Below are 21,043 nucleotides of genomic sequence, written 5' to 3' on the forward strand. Positions count from 1 at the left end.
ATCCGGTCCTGCTGGCCACTCGGCGAGGGCGGGAGAGCGCTCGGACCTAGACAAATTTCCGGTTGGGTATCGAAAGAAGCCGTACAGGCGACAGCTAACGAGCTGACTCTATGGAGTCTTTAGGCAGCAGGCGGTAGCTTGGTCGGTCTATTGATGTGTCCGTGGCAGATGCTGGCCGCGCTGGGTTCCCGCTCCCTATCGGCTGCTGGAGGTGATCATGGCCGCCCGGATCGATCCGTCATGGTGGACGTCGGGCAAGTGGGAAGGGCGGCCGATCCGGGAGTTTCTGGAGCAGCGCGACGTTGCAGCGGTCTTCCGGTTCCTGCATGCACGCGGCGTCTCCTATGGGACGATCGCTGCTCTCGTAGGCGTCTCTGCCAACCGCGCCGCCGAGATCGCCAAGGGGACGCGGCAGGTTACGGCCTATGAGGTGCTGGAGAGAATTGCGCTCGGCCTCGGTATCCCGAGGGCCGCGATGGGACTCGGCCGCGAGAAAGATCTCGCAGCCGGTACGGGCGGTTCGCTTGCCACCAGACACGAGATGGCGAGTGACCAGCCGGCATCGCTGCAAGCCGAAGAAGAAGCAGCCGCCCGGGCAGTCCCTGCTCTCGCCCGCCTGCGTGCCGAGCTGGATGAGGCACTGTCGTCTTCGAGCGTGTCACCGCGGCACCTAGAGTTGGTCGAGGAATCGGCCAGCGAGCACATGCGGATCTATCCCTCGGCGCCGCCGAGCGTGATGCTGTCGAGACTTGCTACCGAGTGTTCCGAGATTCAGGTTCTGTCGCGTCGTCGGCAGCCGGCAGCGGTCCAAGCTCGTCTGTCGGGCGCTGCGGCCTTGCTGGCGACAATGTGTGCCGACGCCTTGATGCGGCTGGGCGACGCCGGCGAGGCGCGACTGTGGTACCGGACTGCGATCCATGCAGCGGATGACAGCGCGGATACGAGACTTCGGGTGTTGGTGCGTGCTCAAGCAGCGATGCTTCCGTACTACTTCGGCGACCCGCAGCAGACGGTGGCGATGGCGGACACGGCCCTGGCTATCACCACGGCCGCATCACCGTCTGGAGCGTTGGCTGCGGCTGGACGTGCGCGGGCATTCGCCCGTCTCGGTGCTGCTGAGCAGGCGCGAGCGGCAATCGAGCAGGCGCACCGAATGTTCGACCAAGCAGGTGACGACGACAGCGATGCAGCGTTTCGCTTCCCCGCAAAGCGGCTGATGTTCTACCTGTCCGGGGCGATGACGTGGCTCGGTGACACGAAGGAGGCATACCGGGTCCAAGACGAGGCCCTCCGGCTGTACGGTCCCGCTCCGACAGTGCCAATCGATCCTGCTCTGATCATGTTGGACCGCGCCCTGTGCTTGGTCCACGACCTTCGATTCGCCGACGCGGCCGCAGCGGCCCGCGAAGCCATCGCGAACCTGCCCGATCTGCAGCGCACGGAGATCATCTTGACGAAGGCCGTTCAGGTCATCTCGGCCATTCCGCGGCATGCTCACACCAGGGAAGTGACCGAGCTGACGGAGTACGTGCGGTCGTGCCGAGAGCGGAGCCGTACCCTTGCTGCCGGAACTGCTGCGCTCGAAACCTAGGGGCCATATGTTCGTCGAGGCGCGAACACGTCCAGTACTCACCGAGGTGTGTCGGATGCTGGGCCATTCCGACGCTGACGCGCTGCTGCTCCGACACCACACTAACGCTGTGTATGCCGTTGGTGACGTGGTGGTCAAGATCGCGCCGACAGAGTACGGCTTCGACCGTACGCGGGCTGTCGTCGCGGTCGTCGAGTGGCTGTCGGCGAAGGGGTTCCCAACCGTCGGACTGTGCGACCAGGTGCCGCAACCGCTCTTCGTCGACGGACACGCCGTGACGGTATGGCAGCGGTTGGATCCGGCGCTCAGTAACCCAATCACCACCGCCGAACTCGGGCTGCTGCTGCGGGAGCTGCATGGCCTTCCGGCACCGCCAATGGAGTTGCCGGCGCTTCGGCCGATCGAGAGCGTACGGCGATCTGTGGAGAGCGCCGAGATGATTGACGCCCGAGACCGCGACCTGCTGTTGGACCGCCTTGAGGATCTGAGCAAGGCATGGTCGTCGATGGCCTTCCCGTTGGGCGCCAGCCTGATCCAGTCCGACCCGCAAACCCGTAATGCCCTTCGGCGGTTCAACGGCACACCAGTACTGGCTGACTGGGACGGCGTTGCACTCGGACCGAGGGAGTGGGACATCGCCACCGTCGCCGTGCACTGCCGCCGGTTCGGTGGTGGCCGGACGGCCTTTGCTGACTTCACGCGCAACTACGGCTGGAATGCCACCTCTTGGCAGGGCTTCGAACAGCTGTGCCAGCTGCGCGAACTCCAGATGATTGCCACCAATGCGCGCAAGTCCCGGCCAGGCACAGAGGCCGCGGCTGAGGTACATCGGCGACTCGACGGTCTCCGCAGCGAAGGCACCGAGTTGCGCCGGTGGCGCATCCTGTAGCCGCTGCGGCGGTCGCTCACGTTCGTCCAGCCATTACTGCCCGGCTGCAGGTGAACCTGAGCGGGGATATGCGATCAAGCTACTGGCATGTATCGGTACGCTGCGTGCATGGCATCGGCAAACTCGGTAGTTCGCGTTCGATTCGCCCCGTCGCCGACCGGGATGTTCCACGTCGGCAACGCGCGCTCGCTGCTTTACAACTGGGTGCTGGCGAAGCAGTCCGGTGGCGTGATGGTGCTGCGGATCGAGGACACGGACGCCGAACGCAGCCGGCCGGAGTGGGTGCAGGGCATCATCGACGCGATGGCGTGGCTCGGCGTCGGCCCAGACGAGTATGAGGGGCCGCTGTTCCAGTCCGCCTATGTTCAGCACCATCGCGATGCCATCGCCAAGCTCCTCGCGGCAGGCCAGGCCTACTACTGCGACTGTGTGAGAGCCCAGGTGGTGGAGCGCACCGGCAGCGAGCACAAGGGCTACGACGGCTACTGCCGGGACCGCGGCCTGGTCGCCGCCCCGGGCAGCGCGGTGCGATTCCGGACGCCGGACGAGGGCCAGACGGTCGTGCGGGACATGGTGCGCGGCGAGCCCACGTTCGACAACGCGACGATCGAGGACTTCGTCATCGCACGTGGCGACGGCTCGCCAGTGTTCCTGCTGGCGAACGTCGTCGATGACATGGTCATGGGGATCACTCATGTGATCCGGGCAGAGGAGCACCTGCCCAACACCCCGAAGCAGCAGTTGCTGTGGGAGGCGCTCGGGCAGGAGCCGCCGGTGTGGGCGCACGCGCCGATCCTGGTCAACGAGAAGCGGCAGAAGCTGTCCAAGCGCCGGGACCGGGTCGCGTTGGAGGACTTCCGGGCCGAGGGATACCTGGCCGAGGCGATGCGCAACTACCTGATGCTGCTCGGTTGGGCACCCTCCGGTGACCGGGAGATCGTCCCCTGGGACGACATCGTGGCCGAGTTCCGGATGGCCGATGTCAACCCCTCCCCGGCCTTCTTCGACGTGAAGAAGCTGCGGGCCTTCAACGGCGACTACATCCGGGCCCTGAGCACGGAGCAGTTCATCTCGGCCTGTCAGCCATGGCTGCGCGGCGAGTACGCCCCGTGGCGGGCGGAGGACTACGACGAGGTGGTGTTCGCCGACGTCGCGCCGCTGGCGCAGACCCGGGTGGCGGTGCTCAGCGAGATCGTCGCGATGGTCGACTTCCTGTTCCTGTCAGATCCGGCCATTGACGACGCGGCCTGGGCCAAGGCTATGACCGGTGATGCCTTGTCGCTGCTCGGCGAGGCGGCAGTCGCCTTTCAGACGGTGGAATGGCACGCCGAGTCGCTCAAGCGCACGGTCGAGGAGTTGGGAGCGGCGCGGGGGTTGAAGCTGGGCAAGGCGCAGGCGCCGATTCGGGTCGCGGTTACCGGCCGCACGGTGGGGCTGCCCCTCTTCGAGTCGTTAGAGGTGCTCGGCCGGGACCGCACTGTCGGCAGGATCCGGGCCGCCATCGATCGGCTCTCGTAGAGCGAGTGCTCACCTCGGGCCGCTCCGCTGAGTGGGAGCGGCACTGCGGGCACTCGGTGGTGGTTGCAGATCACCGAGTCCCGCGCCGAGCAGTTCGTCGGCCACGCGGAACGCCAGCACTGCTGCCTCCTGCGGTGAAATGTCCGCCGGCAGGTGCTGTCTTCGCAGCCGAATGCGCAGCACGGTTCCCCGCGGTGCAGCAATGATGCCGATCGTGCCGTGCGCCTCTTCGACGGCGCACGGCACGAGGGTGGAGCCGTTCCAGCGGACTCGCCGCATCGCGGCCGTTGCGTGCCTATCGACGACGGCGAGCAAGGTGAGATCGGCCGGGTTGTTCAGGACGTAATGGGACTGCTTCTCCAGCCCTACGGCATCGGCTCCCGGGAGACCTGCTTGGGCGAGAAGCGCGCTCGCGTACACGGCGACTCGCAGCGGCGGCGGAGCGGACTCGAAGGCTGATGTCACCCTTGTGTTGAGGTCGGTGGGCCGGAAGCCGTCTCGGGTGAGGATCCCGTCGACGGAGAACCCCCCACGGTAGTCCAGGCGGTCGCGCAGCGCCTCGCCGATTGACCGGGTCAACTTGAGCAGCGAGGGCTGTTCGAGTTCGGGCATCGGCGCTGTGCCGGCGCAAAGGAAGGCGCCGTCGGCAGGCCGACGTGGCACGAGGATCTCCAACGGGGTGAAGGCCATGGTCGACCCCACGAGGACCACGCCGTGTAGGCGGCAGGGGGCGCCTGCGAGCATGGGCATGACCCGCACTCGCCGTCGCCGTACCGTGTCGTCTTCCCGTCTGGGGGAGTCGGCGCTCGACCAACGGATGTTTTCGCCGCCCGCGGAGGGTTCCTCACCGTGCTGCTGGGCGGCGTAGACGAGATCGGACCCGCGGGGGGAAAGCTCTCGCCAGAGCGCTGTCGGTTCGTCGTACACCGCCGACTCGGCGCGTGCTAGACCGATGGAGTCCCACAGCACGTCCACCACGCTCTTGTGCTCGAAGAAGCTCCAGCTCGGGTGCTTACCGCCGAGGCGCGGCCGGCCACCGGTTACCGGCGGGTTGAGCGGGTCAGTGATGAGGAGGACTGCTTGCCGGCCGGGATCGAATTGGTCAACGAGAGTACTCAGGGGCGAGTCGGTCGCCAGGGTAGCGAGCAGTGCGTGCCGGTCTGCGAGTAGCTGAGCAGCGGTCCGGTTGCCCGAGGGGCTCAGCAAAGCGGCGAGGCTGTCGTCGAAGGCCAGGACCAGGACGTCGTCCGTCTGCGCGGCAGCAAGAAGGTGGCGCCAATGGGGCGCGTCGGCGCCGTGGGAGCAGAACACGACCGTCTTCTCGCCGGCCACCTTGGGTCGCATCGCGCGGCCGATCGCATCGAGGAGATCTTCATCCCGCATGGCGCCACCGTCGCTGGCTCTCGGCATCCAACCCGCGAAGGATCAGATTGGCTGGAGTTCGGTGTAGGGCCTCAAAGCGGTGCGGCCCGAGGGCCCGAAGGATGTGGTCTTCGCTGCGGGTTAGGTGGTTGTTGTCGTACTCGATGATGACGATCCCTGGGCGGTGACGGTCGGGATCGAAGGACGACCAGACATCCAGTTCCGTACCTTCGACATCAATGCTCAGCAGGTCGATCCGGTCGATCCCGACCTCGGCGAGCAGGTCTTCGAGGCGACGGCAGTCGACCGTGGTGATGGTGTAGCCGTGACCTCGGTCACCGAGGCCAGACCACGAGGGCTTTGGGTCGTACATGCTGAAGGTCTGCTCACCGGACGCGCTTGAGACGGCGCAGTAGTGGATGGCGCATTCGCGATTGCCCAGAGGCGCCTGATTCCGCGGATCAGGGTCGACGCAGAGCCCCGTCCATCCCAGCGTCTCGAAGTAGAGGCTGTTACTTCCGCGGATCCCGTCGCCCGCCCCGACATCGACGAAGACTCCGTCCGCGGGAATGACGAGGTGTTCGACAAGCCAGCGATCCTCACCCCACTGCCCGAAGTACGGGTACGGCTGCGTGTAGGGCTGACCGACCACCTCGCCGGATAGCTGTCTTCTCCCGAGGACCGCCCGATCCTGCGGTTCCGACCCGGCCATCACGCGCTGCTGGCCGTGTAGCCGAGAACGAGCAGCCGGCGTGGTTTGCCGGTGCTGTTCGGGCCGCTGGCGTGAACGAGCGCGGCATCCCATGCCAGCAGCGTTCCCGCAGCTGCCTCGAGAGTCACCGCCTGTTTCTCGGGCGCATCCTCGTCCACGACGACCGGTCCCTGGTTCCGCGTCGGCTCGTGTCGTATGGGGCGCTCATGGCTGCCCGGCCACACCCGCAGGGCACCGGCGGCTGCCGGGCAGTCGTCGAGGCACAGGGCTACCGTGACCACACGTCCGAACCCTCGCGCGGTGAAGTACGCGGCGTCGGAGTGCTTGCGGACGTCCTCGCCGAGAACCGGCAGGTCGGCCCACCTGGCCTCATCGGTTAGCGCTGTCTTGTAGGTGACCTTGTCCTCCATCAGCACGGCGTCGACGCCGAGAATCGCCGAGGCGAGACTGCGGAGGGCGTCACTCAATGTCGCCTCCGTGAAAGCGGCCGCGAGATCCAGCACCGGCTTGATCTTGAAGACGTACGGCCGTCCGTCCGGCAGGCGCCACCAGGTGAGGCGGGGATGCGCGGCTCGCGCGGCGAGGGTGCCATCTACTACCTGCTGAAACGCCAGATCGGCGGCGGCGCGGAGGCGCGCCAGCATGTCATGATCGACAAATTCGTCAATCACAAGGTAGCCGTCTCGCTGGAAACGAGATCGCGTGAAGCTGCTGATCGAGAGCGACTGCATCAACGATGTCCCTTCTGCGCGAGCGGAACGAGGAAGTCCCCCGTCGGCTTGGTCCAGCCGGCGGGTAGTTGGCCCGGGGGCACGGTGAACCTGGTGGTGCTCCAGCCGGGGAAGTGCTCGTCCAGCACACGCGCGCGTGCCTCAGACAACTCAATACCGCTGTGGAAGAAGCTGAACCGACCGCTGGGCCGCAACGCCGGTAACGCGACGTGCTCGACAAAGGCGGCGAAGTCGGCGTCAGCGTGGCCGTCGGGGGGCCATGTGTCGTACATGATCGCGTCGACGCTGCCAGGGGCAAGGTCGAGCACCTGCCAGGGGTCGACGACAACGCTGACGGGACACGGCAGTTGCGCGGTGATCCTCGGCGCGACGAGGTCGACGACCGCCGGATGCGGTTCGACGGCTGCGTAGCTCGCCGGTCGCAACGGCGCGAGCTGTTGGGCGAACACGCCGAGGCCGAGACCGACCTCCAACACGTCGGCCCTGGGTCGGTCTCCGATCAGCCTGTAGGCGTGCTCGGCCATCAACTCGGACTCGGCGAAGAACATCACGTACGTATCCCCAAGCCGGAGCCCGTCCTGGTCGATAATGGCTGGGCGGCAGCGCAGCTGGTGGAGGTGATGAAGGTGGATCTCATCCAGCAGGGGCGCCATCAGGACTGCCTCGCCTCGCGGAAGCGGCTTACCGGATCGGTCGTCAAGAACCGCTCGTAGTAGCTCGTGGCAGTCTTGACCGCTTCCCGAGCCAGTGCGTCGCCAGCGGTGCCAACCGGTGCCTCGGATCGGATGAGAACGTACGCCGGTTCGTCGAGCTGATCGCCGTTGCGTGCGGCGATGACGACTTCCGCGTAGATGCCGAGTTCGGTCAGAATGCGTCGGGCGAGGTCGTCGGCCACCGCCGTGTAGATCTTGCCGACATGGTGAAGGGGATTCTTGCCCGCGGGTGCTTCACCGCTGCACGGTCGGAGCGGCTCGATCGCCCCGTTGTACCGGTTGCCCCGGCCGACTGCGCCGCAGTCGCCCTTGCCCAGGGACGTGCCGAAAGGAGCGAGATAGCCGCGGCCCGGCACGTCCTTGGTGTTCAGCGATAGCCGTCCCAGGGACAACGCGGCTGGTGCCTCGTCGAGGAACCGTTTGAGTTCCCCCGCGATCTCATCGTGGATCGCGTCGAGCGCCGTCCGGTACGCCGACCAACTCTCGGTGCTCCCCGGGTGAAATGGCACGGCGGCCGTCACCTCGACCTCGCTGCCGTTCCTGACCACCATGACCTTGACGTCGGTGCCGGTCATGTATCGACTGCGGAAAGCGGCGCTGGTCAACAGCGTTTCCAGCCATACCGCGGCCTTTGCCGCGAGGCCCTGGGCGCTCGTGCCGGCGCACAGAACGGTGTCGTTGGCGACCGACTCACTCACGAGGACCTGGCTGATGGCAGCGGCCGTACGAGGCTGATAGAACTGCGTGTCGTGGTCCACAGCGGTGCCGGCGGTGTTGTTGACGTGCAACCGCAGGTGATCAAGGACTGCCCGGTCGTCCAGCACGTCCGCGAGCACGGCTCGAACCGTGTCCTCGAACAGCTCGGCAATAGGCACCTCGGTGCCGTCGATCCGATCCGTGAGCTTGCCGAACAGGTAGCAGTCGACCGGCTTGCGAATGTCGTAGCCGCCAAAGCGGACATCAGCAGCCGCTCCCACCAGCGTCACCTTGTCCACCCAATGGTTCGGCACCGCGCCAAACCGCTTACGGCAAGTCGTGGAGTAGCGACGGGAGAAGCTGTCGGCCACGAGGTCCGCGAGGCTGTCGGGGTGCCCGATGCCCTTGCGCTCCGCTGCATCGAATGGCGCGCGGTCGGGATGGTCCGCTCCGAGACTGGTGATGATTCGCATTGCGCTTCCTCCTCTCCTATTCATGGACGCGCGGCGGTGACGGAGGCCGCAGGCTGCGGCGGGTCGACGAGGTACGCCATGCACTGCGACAGAACGAGGACACGTCTCGCGGGACAGGGCTCCGGTACGGCGGCCGGTTGGAAGGTGCCGTCGTAGAGGTTTCCGTAGCTCGTCGGCACCGACGCACATCGCCGTACCTCGCCGGTCACCGTCACCTTGAAGGAGGTCGTGCCTGCGGTGCAGGGCTGGCCGCGGAAGGCAAGCATCCCGTCGAGGTACGGCCGGTTGAAGTGGTACTCGCCGGAGTTCGCCAGGATCAGCTGCCGTTCCGCGTCGGTGTACGACTCTGGGTACCGGCGGCCTTCGTAGACGCCCTTGAACACCTTGGCGCGCAACGGCTCCACGCCCAACGCGGCCAGCGCGGCGAGGTCCTCACGAAGTCTGGGCAGCAGCGGCGGGAACAGCACATACAGCGCCACCACATCGAACCCGCCACCGCGCAGGATCCGGAACGACTCGGCGTACTCAGCCAGCGGCAACCCTAGCCGCTCACGTTCCGGTACGTGCAGGGCGGCGACGATCTTGGCCACGCGCGAGGGGTCCACCTCGGCGGCGAATCGGGCGACCAGCTCAGGCGATGCCAGGTTGGTGTTGATGCTGATCCAGTTACGGCGGGTCAGCCCGGCGCAGAGCTCCACGAAACCGGGGAAAAGGAACGGTTCCCCGCCCGACATGTGCACGAGACATGTGTGGTTGAGGTCCTCGAACCGCTCGACGACCAGCGCAGGATCCGGTTCGTTCAGGTGCTTCTTGTTCAGCACATAGCGAATCTGCGGATGGCAGTACTCGCAGAAGAAGTTGCAGCGGTTCGTCAGGTGCCAGTCGAACTCCCACTCCCACGGCGCTGGGTCAGACGTCATCGCTGAGACGCGCAAGGTCCACCTCCCCAAGGCAAACCGACGAAACTATTTCGACGGTGACCGATATCCACCTTCACGCCGGCGATGCGGCTTGGACAGCTCACCGTGGGGTGCCACGGTGAGCCCCCACCATGGGCTGTGCTGACCGTCCTGATCACGCAATCGTCTATGCCCAGCCGGCCTGCTCTGGGGCAGGCCGGGCGGCCAAGTCGGCCGAAGGCAGTCCCTACGTAGGCGGCATGGAGTTCCGAGACGCGTTCCCGGTATCGCGAGTTCGCTCCGGGCTCGCCTTGAACAGGAGGCTTGTGGATGTACGAGCAGTATGAATTAGCCCAATACGGATATCAGCAGGAGCTGAGCCGGCAGCTGCGGTTCCGGGACCTGGTGGCCTATGGGCTCGTGTACATGGTGCCGATCGCCCCGATGGCGATCTTCGGCAGCGTGTACGCAGGGTCGGGCGGGATGGTCGCTCTGGCGTACGTGATCGGTGTGGTGGCGCTGGTGTTCACCGCGTTCTCGTACGCCCAGATGGTCCGGGCGTTCCCCATGTCGGGCAGCGTCTACAACTACGCAGGCCGGGGCATCAGCCCACCGGTCGGCTTCCTCGCCGGCTGGGTGATCCTCCTCGACTACGTCCTGGTGCCGGGGCTGTTGTATCTGGTGGCGTCGGTGGCGATGCACGCCACAGTGCCTGCCGTGCCGGTGTGGGCGTGGCTGCTGGGCTTCGTCGCCGTCAACACGATCGTCAACTCGGTTGGCATCCGCATGACCGCAGTCGTTACTCGGGTGATGTTGGTCGGCGAGTTGATCGTCCTGGCGATCTTCCTCGTCGTCGCTGGCTGGGCGATCGCCTCGGGGAAGGGACGGTTCAGTTGGGAGGCGTTCTATAACTCGGGCACCTTCACGTCGTCGGTGGTGGCGGGGGCGGTGTCGATCGCCGTGCTGTCCTTCCTGGGTTTCGACGGCATCAGCATGCTGGCTGAGGAGGCCAAGGGCGGGGCTCGGCAGATTGGCCGGGCCATGGCTGCGGTGCTCGTGCTGGCGGGAGTGTTGTTCATCGCGCAGACATGGCTGGCCGCGATGCTCGTCCCCAACCCGTCGGGGCTGCTGGCCGACGGGGATCCGAACGGCACCGCGTTCTACGACGCCGCCCAGATCGCCGGCGGGAGCTGGCTGGCGACGTTGTGCGCGGTGGCCACCGCGATCGCGTGGGGCCTGCCGAACTCGATGGTCGCCCAGGTCGCCACCTCCCGGCTGCTGTACGCGATGGCCCGGGACCGGCAGCTCCCCGCGTTTCTGGCGAAGGTGTCGATCCGCCGCAGCGTGCCGATCAACGCCACTCTGCTCACCGGCGCCGTGTCCCTCGCCCTCGGCCTGTACATGGCCACCCGGTCCGACGGAATCACGCTGCTGTCGTCGCTGATCAACTTCGGGGCGATGGTCGCCTTCCTCGTCCTGCACGTCTCCGTGGTCGTGCACCACCTCATCCGCAGCCGCAGCCGCAACTGGTGGGCGCACCTGGTCATGCCGGCGATCGGGTTCACGATCCTCGCCTACGTGGTGGTCAACGCCAACATCGCCGCCCAGCGCCTCGGCCTGGCGTGGCTCGCCCTCGGCGTGATCGTCCTCGCCGGCCTGTACCTGTCGGGTCGGCGGCCGGTGCTGTCCGGGCTGGCGCCCGCCGCGCCGCAGCGGCGTGACGTGGAGCGGGTGTGACCGCCATGGAGAAGATCGCCTACCGTCCGGCGCGGGACGAGCTGGCCTACACCTTCGGCGGGCGGATGCCGGTCGCCCACCTGCGCTCCGGCGACGTGCTGGAAGTCTCCACCGAGGATTGCTTCGGCGGCCTCGTGCGGGGGCCGGCGAATCTGCCGTCGCAGGTGTGCCGCATGCCCTACCTCAACCCGGTGTCGGGGCCGTTCTTCGTCGAGGACGCCGAGCCCGGCGACACCCTCGCCATCCACCTCGCCTCCATCACACCGGCGCGTGACTGGGGTGTGTCATCGACATTTCCGCACTTCGGCGCCCTCACATCCACCTCCCACACGGCCACCCTGCAGCCACCCCTCGAAGAGCGGGTGTGGGTGTACGACATCGACCAGCAGACCGGCACGGTGCGGTTCCACGCCACCGAAACCGACCACACCGTGGACCTGCCCCTGGAGGCGATGATCGGCACCATCGGGGTCGCCCCCGGCGGGTTCGAAGCCCGCTCCACGATCGTTCCCGACACTCACGGCGGGAACCTCGACACCCCGCAACTCCGGGCCGGGACCACCCTCTACCTCGGGGTGAACGTGCATGGGGCGATGCTCGCCCTTGGCGACGGCCACGCCCGCCAGGGCGAAGGCGAGGCCTGCGGGGTCGGCATCGAGATCGCCACCACCACAACCCTCACCGTCGAGGTCATCAAAGGCGTGCCGACGGTGTGGCCGCGACTGGAAACCGACACGGCGATCATGGCGATCGGATGCGCCCGCCCGCTCGAGGACGCATACCGGATCGCCCACCACGACCTCGTCGGCTGGGTGGGATCCCTGACCGGCCTGGAGACCCTCGACGCCTACCAGCTGGTGTCGCAGGCGGGGCGGGCGCCGATCGGCAACGTGTGCGACCCCAACTACACCGTCCTCGCCGCGGTCGACAAGACCCTGCTCCCCACGTCCGAGCCAGCCTACGGCGGCGTGCACGCCCGGTTGCGGCAGCTCGCCGCCGGGCTCCGGTAGAGGGCGGGGCTGATGACTATCCCCCGCTTGCCGCTGCGCGACGAGCTGTTCCTGCTCGGCCACGACGACGACACTGGCCAGCCACACATTCACCGGCAGGCCTTGGCGTTCGGGCTGGCTGGCGCGGTCCTGATCGACCTGTTCCTCGCCGGGCGGATCGTTCTCGACCCGAACGACGACCGCCAGGCCGGCGACCGGTGGCTACGCCTGCATACCGACCAGCCGGTCGGCGACCTGATCGCCGACACCGCCATCGCCTCCATCCGCTACGGACGCGCCGCACCACCCGTGCGGGTCTTCCTGCGCGGCTTTGCCGACGACCTCTACGAGCGCACCCGCGCTGGACTCGTCGCCGCCGGGATCCTCCGGCAGGTCACTCGCCGACGCCTCGGCGGCCTCGCCCGCACGGATACTTACCTCGCCACCGAGACCAAATGGGCCGTCGTCGCCCGCGCCCGCCTGCGGTACCTCGCGCAAGGCCGGGAGCAGCCCGACAACCACACCGCCGCGCTCGCCGGCCTCGTCGCCACCCTCGGCCTGACCACCCACCTCTACCTCAACGACGACAGCGCTGCCGTGACGGAGCACCTGAAAGCCATTGCCGGCCAGCACCACCGGTCGGTGCGCGACATCACCACCGCCCTCGACGCGGCTGTCGGTGACCTCGCCACTGCCACGTACCGCTGAACCGAGACCACAAGGACATCAAATCCGATGGAGACCGTTGTGCATATCCGCACTGCCCGCTGGGCGGACAAGGACCGGATCGCCGCGCTGATCGCCGACGCCCTGCACCCCAGCCCCCTCGCTGCGTGGCTGGCACCCGATCCCGCGAAGCGGCGCCAGGTGCTGGTCGATGTCGTCGGAATCTGGGTGGAGCACGCGATGTTCTACGGCGACATCCACGTCACCGACGACCTGACCGCCGCCGCCGTCGGCTTCCACCGCTACCGTCCGATCCCACCACCGACCAGCTACGCGACCCGGCTCGCGGACGCCGCCGGCACCCACACCGACCGGTTCGCCGTCCTCAACGCACTCATCGCCGGCAGGCAGCCCACCGAGCCGCACTACCACCTCGCCTTTCTCGCCGTCACCCCGGCCCGTCAACGAACCGGCCTAGGCGCCGCGCTGCTGGCCCACCACCGCAGCCTCATCAGCCGCATCGATCTGCCGTCCTGGACCACCGCGCTGGCAGGCGGGGAGCACCTGCTCGCCCGCTGCGGCTACACACCCCGACCGGAAATCAGCCTGCCCGACGGCCCGACCCTGCACCCGATGCGCCGCGACGCACGCCGCAGCAGCAGCATGCCGGTCAACGCCAGCCGTCCGGTCGACAACCGCTGGCAGGACTCACATGTGTAGCCCGACGCCCCTCGCCATCGAACCGATCCGGCCGACAACAACCACCGCCAGCTGACCACTACCCCAAACGAAATCGCGCAGCCATGGCCTTTCCCAGCAGATACCCGCCAGACGTCATCGACGCCGTCGTCCAGCGTGTCGCGGACGCCCGCGCCGTAAGGGCCTACGGCGCGGTCACCACCGTCGCCCGGCAGATGAACCTCGACCCGCGCCTCGTCCAGAAATGGGTCACCAAAGCCACCACCCCAACCCCACACCGGGCGGGCAGCCTCGCAGCCAACGCCGCCGACCCGTGGGAGACGTACTTGCCGGCAAAGCTGTTGCACTGCCGGTTCTGCCACCAACCCATGACCCAGACCGAGCCACACGATTCCATGCAGGGCTATCAGTGCCAGCGGACCTGCCGACCGCGGCCAATCGACGCCGCGGCCATCGCCGCAACGGTTGGCCGGGCGATCCTGCGATACGCGCCCCGCATCATCCAATCGACCGGCGCGCCGACACCACCACACCTCGCCGCAATCCACGCCCACCGCGTTCTCGCCCGCGTCACCGTCGGCGCCACCCCCACCAGCATCACCCTCACCTGGCGCGCCACCCCGATGCTCGAGTCCAATCGGCTCGACACCGAACGCGTACAGCGTGTCGCCGCCGCCAGAAACCTGACCCTCAGCGACCCACTGCGCGCCCGGCAACTTCTGCACGACAGCCTCGCCGGCGTGGACCCCGCCACCGCGCCCGCTCACCCGCTGCACGCCGAGGCCGCCATCCTCCTAGCCGAACTGCAACTCCGCCTCGGCCACCCCGCAGATGCCATCACCTGGGCCGCCTACGCCCAGCACAGCACCGTCCGCCTCCACGGGCCCACCCACCCGCGCAGCATCCGCGCCCTCTACCTCCACGCCGCCGCCCACGTGCGCGCCGGACATCACCAGCGCGCCTACCACCTCTACCGAGAGCTCGCTGAACATATCGCCACCACTGCTGGCCCTCACGCCCACCTGACCCTCGCCACCCACGCCACCACCGCCCTCGTCCTCCACTCCCTCGGCCACTGCCAAGCTGCCCGCACCCTGCTCGCCGACACCATCACCACCCACCGGCGCGAACACCCCGGCCATCCCGCCACCGCCCGCATGACCCGGCACCTATCCCGCATCTGGCGCGACTGCGCCGCCGCAGGCCACCAGCACCAGGACACGTGACCAGTCGCCTCGTTCTCGACGGGGGATCCGCACCGTGACCACACCCAGCAAGACCGATGCACCCACTGACGCAGCCCAACCGGACATGAGCGGATGGCCCTGCCCTACCGAAACAGCGGTGACACCTGGGTGCTGATCTCTGCCCGCCATCGGTACGTCCGTCCGACTAGGGGGAACATTCCGTGCGTACGGTGAACCCTCCGGCACCCCGCATCCTTGTCGGTCTGGTCTCCGCCGACGTCATCTGCCGCGCCGGAGTGATCAGCCAACTGCGACCCCGCCCGGAGGTGCTGCTCCTCGTCGCCGACTGCGTTGACGAGCCGGCCCTGCGGGCCTTGCGCGCGCTGGGCATCCAGCAAGCCCCGGCGATGGTGCTGGTGGTGACCAACATTGACGACGCCGGGCTCATCGCTGCCGTCGAACACGGCGTCGCAGGGATCGTTCGCCGGTCTGAGGCCAGCCCGGACCGTCTCGTTTCGGTGATCCGTGCCGCCGCAGCCGGGGAAGGCAGCGTCCCACCAGATCTGCTCGGCCGGCTCCTCAAACAGGTCGGGGCGCTGCAACGAGACGTGCTCGCGCCGCGCGGGCTGGGCTTCACCGGACTACGTGACCGCGAGATCGAGGTGTTGCGCCTGCTCGCGGACGGCTTCGATACCGCCGAGATCGCCGCGAAGCTTTCCTACTCTGAGCGGACGATCAAGAGCGTCCTGCACGACGTGACCAGCGGCTACCACCTGCGCAACCGCTGCCACGCCGTCGCCTACGCGCTCCGCAACAGCTTCATCGAGTGACGCGATGACGCGGGCGGAATTCCCAGGCGCATCTGGCGGTACGGCTCGCCCGCCGCTGAGCTGCTCGATCGTTGGTGTCCCTACCACCACCCACCGCCACGTACCACGTCCTGCTCTGCCACCAGAGGCGGCAGTGGGCGGTGCCGGAACCAGCGAAATCCTGCTCTGTGCCTACGGCACCAGCCCGTCGATCTCCTCGGCGACCGAGAGTCAGACTGCTACCATCTGCACCGCTTCGGCCACACGTCCGGCGCTTAGCGATGGGCTTGTGGGTGGGGTTGTTGGTTGGATCACGCGGCCGGGGGGTTGCCGCTTCGTCCGTTCGCGGACGATGTTCCCCCGGCCGTTCCAACCGCTGGCCACCGATGCAGGCAGGGGTAGGCATGGAAATCCGGAACATTGGTGGCCGGCCACACACGGACATAGCCGGCGCAGCCGAGCTGACCGGACGGTCCGAACAGACGGTGCGGCTCAAGACGTCACCGAAGCAGCGCGCCCAAGGGTCAGGCTGGCCCGCGTCGGTCAAGCAGGACAAGAAGGCGTGGCTTCCCATCGACGAGCTGAAGCACGTCCGGGATGTCCTCCTACCGCAGATCGTGGAATCCTCCCGAGCGCGGGTCCATCATGTCGACCTCAACGGCGACCCCGAGGAGCTGATCTCCGCCACCGAGTTCCGGGAGATTCTCACCATCACGCAGGGCGGGTGGGACAAGTACGTCGGAATGAGCAAGGCCGCGTGGGACCGCGGCGAGGACGGCTACCTTCCCATGCCTGACCGCGAAGAACCCGCACCAGTACAGGGATCTACTCGTTACTGGAAACGCAGACGCGTGCAGGAATGGATCAACACCCGGAGCGGGAAGGTGCTCAGCGCCACGCCGCCCGATTTGCCAACCAGTGACTCCTAATGCAGCCGCTGCCTGAAGCGAATTTGCCGTAAGGCAAGACGACTGCTTCCGGATGTAGACCCATTCGCACCACTCGACGCCCGCTAGCCCGCCCGGTCCGGCAGCCGTCTCGCCGCTTGGGCTGAATCGACCTTCGGTCGATGGCCTCCAGCCGGGTCAGCGTCCCGCCGCTGAACCGCGGCGCCTCGCCGGCGAGGCAGGCTCCGGGAAGGGGAAGGCAGCGCCGATCCTTCCCGGCGACCTGACCCCACAGGGCCAACCATGTGTGGCTGTGGGCGTCAAGCCACACCCCAGGCTTGACGCCCACAGCCACACATGGTCGATCAAAGATCAGGCCACCGGGAAGGCTCTCTGACGAGAATTACATAACCGGCTGCGCCGCCTAATTCATCATTCAACACCGCAGAAAACATCAGTAAATCACGTGTCATTAATACCGACGGGTCACTCACTGACCACGCGGGGGACTTCACGCATTCGACAATCCCAAGTGGACTCAGTCGTGCTCGTCATGTATCATTAAATACCTGAGGGAGGGGACGGCAACCCCCGCCCTCGCAGCCAACACCCCAACCGAAAGGGATCAACGGTGAGCAACGCGCTCGACACCATCCCCCTGGCCGCCCGGCACGCGACGCTGCCGGACCTGCACCGCATCCTCGACCTCCAGCAGGCGCACAAGCTCGACATCGTCGCTGGCACGGCGATGCTGCGAGCCGAGGCCGGACACCTGCGCATCACCGGCGCGGAACCCATCCTCAGCGAATCGGGTGTCACCCCCTCCGACGGGCTCTACCGGCCCACCGAACTGGGCGACGCGGGACTCGGCGAAAAGCTCGGCATCCCCACCAGCTACCTGCGCAAGACCCGCGCGCAGGCACTGCACCTCTACGACGCCAACATCAACGGCTGGCTCGACCTCAGCCAGGGCAAGCGCTATCTCGCCCGCTGCCTGTCCGACGGCAACGGTGGCGGCATCCTGCGCGCCTTCCTTAGCGACGGATACAAGATCATCGACAACCTCGACGTGCTGATGGCCGTCCTGTCCGGCATCCGCGAGTCGGGCATGAGCGTCAAATTGGATTGCGACCTGAGCGAGCGCCGGATGGTCGTCCGGGTGCACTCCGAGGCCATCAAGAGCCTCGCCCGCAACCTGCTGCGCAACTACCGCAGCCCCTTCACCGGAGCCACCGGCGCGGACAACCCAACCGTCTTCGCCGGTCTCGTCTTCACGAACAGCGAGACAGGCTCTGGCGCGTTCACTGTCACTCCCCGCATCGTCGTGCAGGTCTGCGACAACGGCCTCACCATCACCAAAGACGCCCTGCGAGCGGTGCACCTCGGCGCGAAGATGGACGAGGGCACCATCCGGTGGAGCAACGACACCCACCAGGCGAACCTCAACCTGATCGGTAAGCAGACCCGCGACGCCGTGCGCCGATTCCTCGACGTCCGCTACGTGCAGCGCAAGATCGAAGAGATCGAGGAGAAGGCCGGCCGCCGGATCCCCGACCCCGACCACACCATCCGGGTCGTCGCCCAGCGGCTGCGGTTCACCGAGGACGAGCAGCGGCTCATCCTGAACCACTTCATCGACGGCGGCGACCGCACGGCCGGAGGCATCATGCACGCCGTCACCAGCGCCGCAAAGACCCTCACCGACCCCGACGCCGCGTACGAGATGGAGGGCGTCGGCATCCGGGCGATGGAAATCGCGGCCACGCTCTGACCCGACCTCCCGGGTGCCGCTGGCGCAACCCGCCAGCGGCACCCGGACCCAGCGCCCAGCCGCACGGCTGACCGCGTCGACGCGCATCGAGCACGCCGACGCGGGCTACCGCTCCCGCACCGCACGGCCACAACAACCCGGCCTCAGCCCGCCCACGGCCGTGCGCTGGAAACCCACCGCTGCGCACCTTGGGAGAAGCAATGCCCCTGTTCATCGGGTTGCCCCACGGCGTGTCCCTGCCCCGCAACCTTGCCGAGCCCGACGCCCGACACCTCGTCTCCGTGCTCGCCCGCACCTACCAATGGACCGGACCGCTGTTCGGCCGGGCAGAAGTCGAGGCGTACCTACGCGCCCAGGCCGACGACCCCGGCAGCCTCCACGACCCAGCCCTGAACACGGAGGACTGGCGCCGCGTCCAGAACACCGCCGCATGGAAGAACCTCGCGGCAACAGCCCGCCGCGCCGTCACCACCGCCGACGTGATCGGCCAGGCACTACGCCAGGCCGGCCTGTACTGCGCCCAATGTGACTCCCCCATCGCCGGTCCCTCGACCGCCAATTGGGGGCTTTGCCCCACCTGCCTCAACGCCGCCGACATCAGCGACCTGCAAACCCGCCCCTGCCCAGCCGGCGACGGCGCAAGCCCACACCGGTGGAACAGCACCACCTGCACCGAATGCGCCATGCCCGCACCAGCCGCCCGCACCAGCCTCACCGCCCTCGCCACAGCCGCCTAGCCCGCCGCGCGACGTTCCTCCATTCATTGGCAACTCCGCAGCGACCCGACACGGATACGCCAGCGCCGCTGAACGCAGCGGCCCCAAAACCACTGGTCAGGACCGGACGGCAACCCGGGCCTGACCGGCCAACCAACAAACCCACAACCGAAGGGAGCACACCGGTGCTCACGATCACCGCAACCGAAGCGCAGCCCAGCGCGGAGACCGACCAGCCCAACCCGGACGCACTGCCCGACCCGTCGAACACCCCCACCGACCGGGCGGAGGCAGCCGACACCGAGCACACCGTCGCCAAGCCCGCCCTGCCCGGCGACTACGACCTGCTGCCCATCAAGCAGATCAAGCCCAACCCCGACAACGTCCGCGACGACGCCAAAGCCCTGCCCGGCATCGTGGAGAACCTGCAAGAGGACGGCGTTCGCGGACTGCTCGCCCCGGTCATCGTCACGCCGCTGGACGACGACACGTATCTGATCATCGACGGCGAGCAGCGGTACTGGTCCGCCGTCGAAGCCGAGCAGGAATACATCCCGGCCATCGTCCGGGACGACCTGGCCGGCAACCGCGAGCAGATCATCAGCATGTTGCGGCAGGTCCACCGCAAGGACCCCACCGCCGCGCAGGTGTCCCGAGGCATCCAGCAGCTCGCCCTTGACGGCATGAGCGACGAGGAGATCGCCCGCAGCACCGGCTACCACCCCGAACAGGTCAAGGCCGGCCGCTGCGTCGCCGCCCTGGGCAAGCACACGGCCGAGCGCACCCACGCACTCGGGCTGGACTTCACCCAGGCCGCCGCCCTCGCCGAGTTCACCGACGAACCCGACACCATCGAAACGCTGTTGCAGGAAGCCGAAGACGCCGGACCGTTCGCGTTCGCCCGAGCCGTCGAACAGGCCCGCTCCGCCCGTAACGCCCGCGAAGCCGAAGCCGCGCGCCGCGCCGAGCTGACCGCCGCCGGGGTGACCCTGCTCGACTGCCACCCCACCTACAACGACCCAAAAATCAAGGACATCACCGACCTCCGCGACGCCGAAGGCCAGCCCATCAATGCCGAGGACCACAGCGCCTGCTCCGGCCACGCCGTCCTGCTATGCCTGGCCTACGACCACCGCCTCACCGAACGCACCTACTGCACCGACTGGCGCAAGCACGGGCACACCCAATACAGCTACGGCACGAACGTCGCCCGCAGCAGCCCCATGACTGAAGAGCAGAAGGCCGAGCGGCGGCGCGTCATCGAGAACAACAAGCTGATGGAAGCCGCGAACACCGTCCGCCGCGAGTGGCTGACCAACCTGCTCGCCGCCAAGACCCCACCCAAGGGCACCAACAAGCTCATCGCAGAAATGCTGGCCGACTCCGCCTACATCCTGTCCACCTGGATCAACGGCGGCCGCAAGATGCTGGACGACCTCCTCTCGCCCGGCAAGACCAAGCGAGCCGGCACCAGCCGCGTCCCCGCCCGCGTCAGCGACGCCCGCTACACGGTCATCTCACTGGCCGCCATCGCCGCCGCGAACGAAAGCGCCATCACCCGCAGCTCCTGGCGTGCCCCGGACCCGGCCGTCGCGAAGTGGTTGCAGTGGTGCATCACCAACGGCTTCCAGGTCGGCAAGGTCGAACAGCTCATCATCGACGGCGTCGCCAACCGCACCACGAACCGGCGAACGGCCCCCGCCGTAGCCACGAACACGGAGCCAGACGACCCGCAGCCTGCCCGCACCGAGGACGAACCCGAGCAGGCAGAGAGCGAGGGCCACGGCGTTGACGCGGCAACCGCCGCTGCTGCTGACACCGCAGACACCGACGGGGAGGCGGACCCCGACACCGCGTACAACCTCGCCGCCTAGCCGCTGCCGGTCGGGGGCCACAACCGGCCCCCGACCGGCACCACCCAAGACCGATTTTGTCCCGAGCCCGTCGTGCTCCAGGCCGTTGCTCCCGCGGCCACCGGACGGGCCGGAACACGTCCGC

Annotated in this window: 19 protein-coding genes; 13 read left to right on the forward strand and 6 right to left on the reverse strand. The window is 67.6% G+C overall.

All coding sequences use genetic code 11. The features are described from left to right. Positions 1 to 217 precede the first annotated feature (217 nt). From ACGFI9_RS33390 to gltX, 3 genes are all read left to right on the forward strand, one after another. Entirely contained in the window at positions 218 to 1,591 is a 1,374-nt protein-coding gene (locus ACGFI9_RS33390) for a hypothetical protein (RefSeq protein WP_393184417.1), read from the forward strand. 7 nt (positions 1,592 to 1,598) lie between these two features. Continuing rightward, the gene (locus ACGFI9_RS33395) at positions 1,599 to 2,480 is read left to right on the forward strand and encodes a phosphotransferase family protein (protein ID WP_393184542.1); all 882 of its coding nucleotides are present in this window, start codon (positions 1,599 to 1,601) and stop codon (positions 2,478 to 2,480) included. Positions 2,481 to 2,588: 108 nt separating this feature from the next. Continuing rightward, positions 2,589 to 3,998 carry a glutamate--tRNA ligase gene (gltX, locus tag ACGFI9_RS33400; protein WP_393184419.1) on the forward strand — a complete coding sequence of 470 codons (1,410 nt, stop codon included), beginning with the start codon at positions 2,589 to 2,591 and terminating at the stop codon, positions 3,996 to 3,998. A gap of 9 nt (positions 3,999 to 4,007) precedes the next feature. Here gltX and ACGFI9_RS33405 read toward each other — a convergent pair whose 3' ends face one another. The 6 genes from ACGFI9_RS33405 to ACGFI9_RS33430 are packed head-to-tail and all read right to left on the reverse strand — an operon-like array spanning position 4,008 to position 9,605. After that, positions 4,008 to 5,381, reverse strand: a complete 1,374-nt coding sequence (locus tag ACGFI9_RS33405) for a hypothetical protein (protein WP_393184421.1) — start codon at positions 5,379 to 5,381, stop codon at positions 4,008 to 4,010. Then, on the reverse strand, positions 5,371 to 6,072 hold the full coding sequence (locus tag ACGFI9_RS33410) for an FkbM family methyltransferase (protein WP_393184423.1): 702 nt from the start codon (positions 6,070 to 6,072) through the stop codon (positions 5,371 to 5,373). Before ACGFI9_RS33410 ends, ACGFI9_RS33405 begins: the two co-directional genes overlap by 11 nt. After that, positions 6,072 to 6,803 (reverse strand): phytanoyl-CoA dioxygenase family protein, encoded by a 732-nt coding sequence (locus tag ACGFI9_RS33415; protein ID WP_393184425.1) that lies wholly within the window; start codon positions 6,801 to 6,803, stop codon positions 6,072 to 6,074. The genes ACGFI9_RS33410 and ACGFI9_RS33415 overlap by 1 nt, the downstream gene beginning before the upstream one ends. Continuing rightward, positions 6,803 to 7,456 (reverse strand): class I SAM-dependent methyltransferase, encoded by a 654-nt coding sequence (locus tag ACGFI9_RS33420; RefSeq protein ID WP_393184427.1) that lies wholly within the window; start codon positions 7,454 to 7,456, stop codon positions 6,803 to 6,805. Before ACGFI9_RS33420 ends, ACGFI9_RS33415 begins: the two co-directional genes overlap by 1 nt. After that, positions 7,456 to 8,685: a methionine adenosyltransferase gene (locus ACGFI9_RS33425; RefSeq protein ID WP_393184429.1), complete on the reverse strand. Its 1,230-nt coding sequence runs from the start codon at positions 8,683 to 8,685 to the stop codon at positions 7,456 to 7,458. Before ACGFI9_RS33425 ends, ACGFI9_RS33420 begins: the two co-directional genes overlap by 1 nt. A 20-nt stretch (positions 8,686 to 8,705) precedes the next feature. Next, on the reverse strand, positions 8,706 to 9,605 hold the full coding sequence (locus ACGFI9_RS33430) for a radical SAM protein (protein WP_393184544.1): 900 nt from the start codon (positions 9,603 to 9,605) through the stop codon (positions 8,706 to 8,708). 309 nt (positions 9,606 to 9,914) lie between these two features. Between ACGFI9_RS33430 and ACGFI9_RS33435 the strand changes: the two genes are divergently transcribed. The 10 genes from ACGFI9_RS33435 (at position 9,915) to ACGFI9_RS33480 (ending at position 20,919) form a co-directional block, all read left to right on the forward strand. Next, positions 9,915 to 11,321 carry an APC family permease gene (locus ACGFI9_RS33435; RefSeq protein ID WP_393184431.1) on the forward strand — a complete coding sequence of 469 codons (1,407 nt, stop codon included), beginning with the start codon at positions 9,915 to 9,917 and terminating at the stop codon, positions 11,319 to 11,321. Then, positions 11,318 to 12,331: an acetamidase/formamidase family protein gene (locus ACGFI9_RS33440; protein WP_393184432.1), complete on the forward strand. Its 1,014-nt coding sequence runs from the start codon at positions 11,318 to 11,320 to the stop codon at positions 12,329 to 12,331. The genes ACGFI9_RS33435 and ACGFI9_RS33440 overlap by 4 nt, the downstream gene beginning before the upstream one ends. Positions 12,332 to 12,343: 12 nt before the next feature. Then, positions 12,344 to 13,018 carry a GPP34 family phosphoprotein gene (locus ACGFI9_RS33445; RefSeq protein ID WP_393184434.1) on the forward strand — a complete coding sequence of 225 codons (675 nt, stop codon included), beginning with the start codon at positions 12,344 to 12,346 and terminating at the stop codon, positions 13,016 to 13,018. A gap of 39 nt (positions 13,019 to 13,057) precedes the next feature. Next, the gene (locus ACGFI9_RS33450; protein WP_393184435.1) at positions 13,058 to 13,696 is read left to right on the forward strand and encodes an N-acetyltransferase; all 639 of its coding nucleotides are present in this window, start codon (positions 13,058 to 13,060) and stop codon (positions 13,694 to 13,696) included. A gap of 83 nt (positions 13,697 to 13,779) precedes the next feature. Further along, the gene (locus ACGFI9_RS33455; RefSeq protein ID WP_393184436.1) at positions 13,780 to 14,901 is read left to right on the forward strand and encodes a hypothetical protein; all 1,122 of its coding nucleotides are present in this window, start codon (positions 13,780 to 13,782) and stop codon (positions 14,899 to 14,901) included. Between the two features lie 182 nt (positions 14,902 to 15,083). Further along, complete coding sequence (locus tag ACGFI9_RS33460) at positions 15,084 to 15,692, forward strand: LuxR C-terminal-related transcriptional regulator (RefSeq protein ID WP_393184437.1); 609 nt, start codon at positions 15,084 to 15,086, stop codon at positions 15,690 to 15,692. Positions 15,693 to 16,075: 383 nt separating this feature from the next. Then, entirely contained in the window at positions 16,076 to 16,600 is a 525-nt protein-coding gene (locus ACGFI9_RS33465) for a hypothetical protein (RefSeq protein ID WP_393184438.1), read from the forward strand. A 589-nt stretch (positions 16,601 to 17,189) separates the two neighbouring features. Beyond that, positions 17,190 to 18,329, forward strand: a complete 1,140-nt coding sequence (locus ACGFI9_RS33470) for a DUF932 domain-containing protein (RefSeq protein ID WP_393184439.1) — start codon at positions 17,190 to 17,192, stop codon at positions 18,327 to 18,329. Positions 18,330 to 18,529: 200 nt separating this feature from the next. Then, entirely contained in the window at positions 18,530 to 19,066 is a 537-nt protein-coding gene (locus ACGFI9_RS33475) for a hypothetical protein (RefSeq protein WP_393184441.1), read from the forward strand. Next, positions 18,982 to 20,919, forward strand: a complete 1,938-nt coding sequence (locus tag ACGFI9_RS33480; RefSeq protein ID WP_393184442.1) for a ParB N-terminal domain-containing protein — start codon at positions 18,982 to 18,984, stop codon at positions 20,917 to 20,919. The genes ACGFI9_RS33475 and ACGFI9_RS33480 overlap by 85 nt, the downstream gene beginning before the upstream one ends. Positions 20,920 to 21,043: the final 124 nt, after the last annotated feature.

This window comes from Micromonospora sp. NPDC048930 (assembly GCF_043197935.1).
Taxonomy (GTDB): domain Bacteria; phylum Actinomycetota; class Actinomycetes; order Mycobacteriales; family Micromonosporaceae; genus Micromonospora.